Below are 4,549 nucleotides of genomic sequence, written 5' to 3' on the forward strand. Positions count from 1 at the left end.
TCTTCAAAACGAAAACTATCTTCGTAAGCTTCTTTCACCAACATGTGATTTCACCTCATTAATCGTTCATAAAATGTTCCGCGTGCTTCTTCTCTAATGGCTGCTGGACAGCTATACAAGGGGTTGATTCTGTTCCTTTCGCTCATCAATCGCTCCCGTATACTCGTTGTAATTGACGGCGATGGTTCCAACTTGGCCATTTCGGTTTTTTGAGACGATGATTTCAAGGGAATGATCTTGAGAAGCCTTGTCATAGTAGGCTTCGCGGTATAGGAACAAAATGACATCGGCATCCTGCTCCACACTTCCCGATTCCCGAATATCAGACATCATCGGCCGTTTATTGGCCCTTGATTCCACCGATCGATTTAGCTGCGCCAAACAGATGACGGGGCAATCAAAATCCTTCGCCATGTTTTTGAGGGATTTGGATATCTCAGTTACTTGTTGATGGGAATTCCCTCCGTACGATTGACTGGATTGGATCAGTGTTAAGTAATCGATAAACAGTATCGGTCTCTTGCCAGGAAATTGATTCATCATCTTTCTCGTTTTCGCTCTCATTTCGGCAATCGTTTGACCCGCCCCATCAAAAATTTGCATATTGGTTTCCGTGAGATCGCCAATCACATCCGATCATTTATCCTTTTGACGTTGACTCAGCATTCGTTTCGGGTCCCGCATTTTCGCACGGTTAAAGCCCCCTGTCGAAGCTATTAATCGTTTGGTAATCAGTTTCTCAGGCATTTCTAAAGAAAATACGAGTGGCAGATACCCCGCCCAGCCCGACATTTTGGCAAAATGAAGCATCACGTCGGTTTTTCCCATTGATGGTCTAGCTGCCAGTATCGTAACTTCCCCACCCTGAAAACCTCCCGTCATGTCATCGAGCTGTTTGATACCCGTTGTGACACTTTTCAGGCGTAATTGATCTTCCCAGGGTGCCTCATAGATGTTGGCCAACGCTTGTTGTAACGAGGTGTGATCCTCGAGCTTTAATTGGCTAATTTTATCCAACTCGCTAATGACTTTTGCAATCTCCCAGTCATTCATGGCGGCAACACTCAAGATGTTTCTCTTTTCCCGCTCCTTCCACGACTCAAGAATGAGCTTTTCCGTTCCATCAAATTTCTCCATGTCTGCATAGGACAACAGCTCAGAAAGGTAGGACATTCCCCCTACTGATTCGAGATCGGACAAGGTTGAAAAAGTAATCAAATCAAGATTCTTACCGGCCCGTTTGAATTCCACCATTTTTCGCATGATTTCTTTATGCCGTGCACTTTCTAGCTGTTCAGGCTGAATCACGGTATCCGTTAGTAAGTACTCCGCCTTCATCAAACTGCCTAAGAACGCTTTTTCAGCCATACTCATTCCTCTTCACCTGCCGTTAGATCGAGTTGGAATCCACGTGGAATATCTCTTCCGGTACGAACGATTTCAGTTGATTTTCTTGACATTGGTACCGCTTGTTGGGGTGCCTGATGGGCATCAACATCTGCTAGGGTCAGTAACGATTCATTTTCCCAGTTTCTAAGAATCGCAACAATATAGTTAAGCCTTCGCTTGTTATTCGCACAGGCAATCTCCATGGCTTTTAGGATCATCTCTTTTGGCTGTAAAAAGCTAGAATCCTCTAGCCATACTAACAGCTGCTGCTTCGCCATTAGGTTCGTAAAGCCAAAACCATTCGCGTCCCAAAACTCAATAATTTCATTCACATCTTCCGGTTTTGTAAGATTCTCTAAATCTGGAGTGTCCACAATATATGTCTGAGAAGCTATCTGTTGTTTTTGTTTTTCTTTTTTATTTTCTTTTTCTTTTTGCCCACGTATCGTAGCACGGCACGTCGACGTATCGTTAAGCTCTTCGTCTTCCGTATCGGTATATGTATCCTGTTCCGCGCGTTCACTGCCCTCGTTGCCAATAAGCAATTCTTCATGTCTACTAAAAGATTCGTAAAGGCTGCTAATTCCGAGATTAGTAATGCCTTCCGAAACATACGAAATAAGCGAGCGGTCCTGGACCTCTTTTAGCTCGGCGGTTATACAGTCCATGATCGGTTTCCCGCCTTTATGCAGGTTATATTCCCCCCAGCATTTAATCGCCAGTTCTTTTGTTTCCGGATTGTAGCGAATCAACTGATGATGCTCGGCGAATCGTTCCATTAACGAATGAACAGTCTCCATTGAATAACCCAAATGAAAAGCCATTTGCTTCTTCGTTATTCGATAGATGCCAATTTGAGTTGTTTTCGAATTTGTCAGCAAATAAAGGTAAAAATACTTCTCCTCCGGGGTCATCTCTTCCACAACGGGATCGTCCCAAAATTCAGTTCGCACCATTCGATACTTTGCCATCCTTAACCACCATCCTTGTTTATTGAAAAACTCTATTCAGACTCTATTTATGGTTTGATGAGGAAAATGGATAGGGTGGTTTTCATAAAAAAGTGAATACTTTGTGACAGTAGATTTCTTTACGGAGCAAATAAAAAAAGCACCTGTCACCACCCGAATAATGTCGATCAAATATCAACATATTATGGGTTGTGACTGGCACTTTCCTTAATTTGTAATACGGTGTGTTAAAAGTATATTTTCGGTGTTGTCAGGCACCATGGTCCTGTCACTCCCCCCTATTTCTTGCGGTTTACGTTTCCCGATTTGCCTTCGGGGATGACGCGGTCGATGTCTAGGTACGGTTTACCGACAACGGCGTCGTTGGATACGATATTAACGGGGTTATTCTTGTTTTCCTGCATCTGGTAGAGCCTCCAATTCAGCATGAATGAATAAAGTGGTACATAAGGTATTTTCCGCAAAATCCTCAAAATATTTCATTGTAGTCTCACTGATTCTCAGGTTTTTAACAAATTAAAAAGAGCGCCTGTCATCACCCGAATAATGTAACAACAAATTACGGGCAATGACAGGCACTGGCGTTTATCTTAATTTAAGCTGTCGCAATTTTTTCAGAGAAACAATCATTGCCATCTTTTCTGCTTCTTACATACATCTGTTTCAATTTGTTTTTTAGAATTTAACTTATGGCACTCCATAAATTCATTCTAATTCCAATAACAGGAGTTCAGGGTCTTCCAATAATCTTCTTATATGGTTTAATGCATTTTGGGCAATCACACCGTCAATGACTCGGTGGTCATAGCTTAAGGAAAGTGGCAGCATTTTGCCAATGGTAATTTCTCCATTCCGTACGATCGGCTTTTCAATAATTTCTCCTATCCCTAAGATTGAAGTTTCGGGAAAATTAATGACAGGGGTAAACCATTGTCCTCCTGCTGAGCCGATATTCGAGATTGTACAGGTTCCTTCCTTCATTTGGTCCATTGTTAATTTGTTATCTCTTGCTGTTTTTGTCAGCAGGTCAATTTCCTTAGCAAGTGCAGCAATGTTTTTATGGTCTGCGTCCTTCACCACTGGTACAACAAGGCCATTCTCGGTCTGGACGGCAATTCCAATATTATAAAACTTTTTATAGAGAATGTTTTCTTCCGTTTCATCTATGGAAGCATTTAATTCTTTATATTCTTTTAAGGCACTAATTAGTGCTTTTGCCACATATGGAAGAAAGGTTAATTTTATATTCTTTGCTTTTGCCACTTCCTTTAGCCTGTTTCTGTGAATGACCAAACTTGTCACATCCGCTTCAGCAAAATGGGTTACATGCGGAATCGTTTGTTTTGAATGTGCCATAGCTTTGGCAATCGCTTTTCGTATGCCTCCCAGCTTGACTCGTTCGATTTGACCGTTATTTGCTTCCGGAACTGGTTCCACCTTTATGATTGCCTGTTCTTTTTGCAATGGATGTTCTTTTTCTTCTGCAAATTTCAGCACATCTTCGCGATTAATTCTCCCATTTCCATTACTTGCTTGTAATGCTTCAAGATCTACTCCTTTTTCCCTGGCAAGCTTTCTTACCGAAGGTGATGCAATCACTCTTTGTTGTTCGTGAGGTTGGTTTTGGATTGGTGTTTCGGCGCTCCGAACATTATTTGCTGCCCTCTGTAAATCTTCGACCGTAGGTTCTCCGTTTTTCCCAGTTCCAGTGATTGTTGCTAAATCAACACCTAAATCTTTTGCCATTTTCCGCACTCGTGGCGAAGCTTTTACAAATGACGGCTTGGTTGTTTGCGTTTCTTGCTGACCCGGTACTGATGTGTCTATCTGTTGGGCTTGATTTGTCATGGATGTGGATTCTCCCTTATCATCTACAGCTATGCTGACAAGGACTTCTCCCATTCCAATGACTTCTCCCCTTTTTTTATGGATTTTCACAATCACACCGTCAATATCGGATTCTATTTCGGTAACCGCTTTTTCTGTCTGAACTTCGACAAGGACGTCCCCTTTTTTCACACGATCCTTCTCTAACTTATGCCAAAATGTGATCAGACTTTCTTCATCCGCCTCAGAGAGACGAGGTAATGTAATCTCATGTAATGTTTTGATGTCTTGCATTCCGATTCCTCCTAACATTAAGCATAAAAGCGGCTTTCCTGGAATGGAACAGCCGCCTGCAAAATTTC

The 4,549-nt window shown here is 42.1% G+C and carries 3 protein-coding genes and 1 pseudogene; all 4 read right to left on the reverse strand.

Annotation, left to right across the window (positions count from 1 at the left end; all coding sequences use genetic code 11):
* Positions 1-111: 111 nt before the first annotated feature.
* Positions 112-1,374 (reverse strand): annotated as a pseudogene (locus KHB02_RS29365) (DnaB-like helicase C-terminal domain-containing protein).
* Positions 1,371-2,360, reverse strand: a complete 990-nt coding sequence (locus KHB02_RS29370; RefSeq protein WP_241114200.1) for a DnaD domain protein — start codon at positions 2,358-2,360, stop codon at positions 1,371-1,373. The pseudogene KHB02_RS29365 and the gene KHB02_RS29370 overlap by 4 nt, the downstream one beginning before the upstream one ends.
* 278 nt (positions 2,361-2,638) lie before the next feature.
* On the reverse strand, positions 2,639-2,764 hold the full coding sequence (locus KHB02_RS29875; RefSeq protein WP_277398418.1) for a hypothetical protein: 126 nt from the start codon (positions 2,762-2,764) through the stop codon (positions 2,639-2,641).
* A 301-nt stretch (positions 2,765-3,065) separates the two neighbouring features.
* A partial coding sequence (locus KHB02_RS29375; protein ID WP_338088336.1) for a 2-oxo acid dehydrogenase subunit E2 occupies positions 3,066-4,549 on the reverse strand: 1,484 nt, incomplete at its 5' end.

It is taken from the genome of Neobacillus citreus (genome assembly GCF_018343545.2).
GTDB lineage: Bacteria > Bacillota > Bacilli > Bacillales > Cytobacillaceae > Neobacillus > Neobacillus citreus.

Coding starts and splice junctions, on each gene's coding strand:
- KHB02_RS29370 (WP_241114200.1), bottom strand. CDS start 2,360: ATGGCAAAGTATCGAATGGTGCGAACTGAATTTTGGGACGATCCCGTT.
- KHB02_RS29875 (WP_277398418.1), bottom strand. CDS start 2,764: ATGCAGGAAAACAAGAATAACCCCGTTAATATCGTATCCAACGACGCC.